A 218-nucleotide genomic window follows, 5' to 3' on the forward strand; every position below is an offset into this window, starting at 1 on the left:
TCGGCGTTGCACATGTCGGCGCGAAACAGCGTCTCGCCGAAGAAGTCGAAAAACTGCCGGCCGGCCGGGTGCTTGCGAAAGAACTGGCCGCCCTGGTGACCGGGGCAGGCAAAGGTGGCGTTGGCCGCCTCGGTGTAGTGTTTGAGCGCGTCGAAGAACGGCGGCAGCAGGCTTTCTTCATAGGCCTTGGCGGCGGTTTCCAGTTGGTTGCCGTGGTA

At 63.3% G+C, this 218-nt stretch carries 1 pseudogene; it reads right to left on the reverse strand.

What is annotated here, in order from left to right:
- Positions 1-218, reverse strand: a pseudogene (locus ACM6G4_RS00030) (ornithine decarboxylase); the annotation flags it as partial.

This window comes from Pseudomonas sp. IT-P258 (assembly GCF_949767825.1).
GTDB classification, from domain to species: domain Bacteria; phylum Pseudomonadota; class Gammaproteobacteria; order Pseudomonadales; family Pseudomonadaceae; genus Aquipseudomonas; species Aquipseudomonas monachiensis.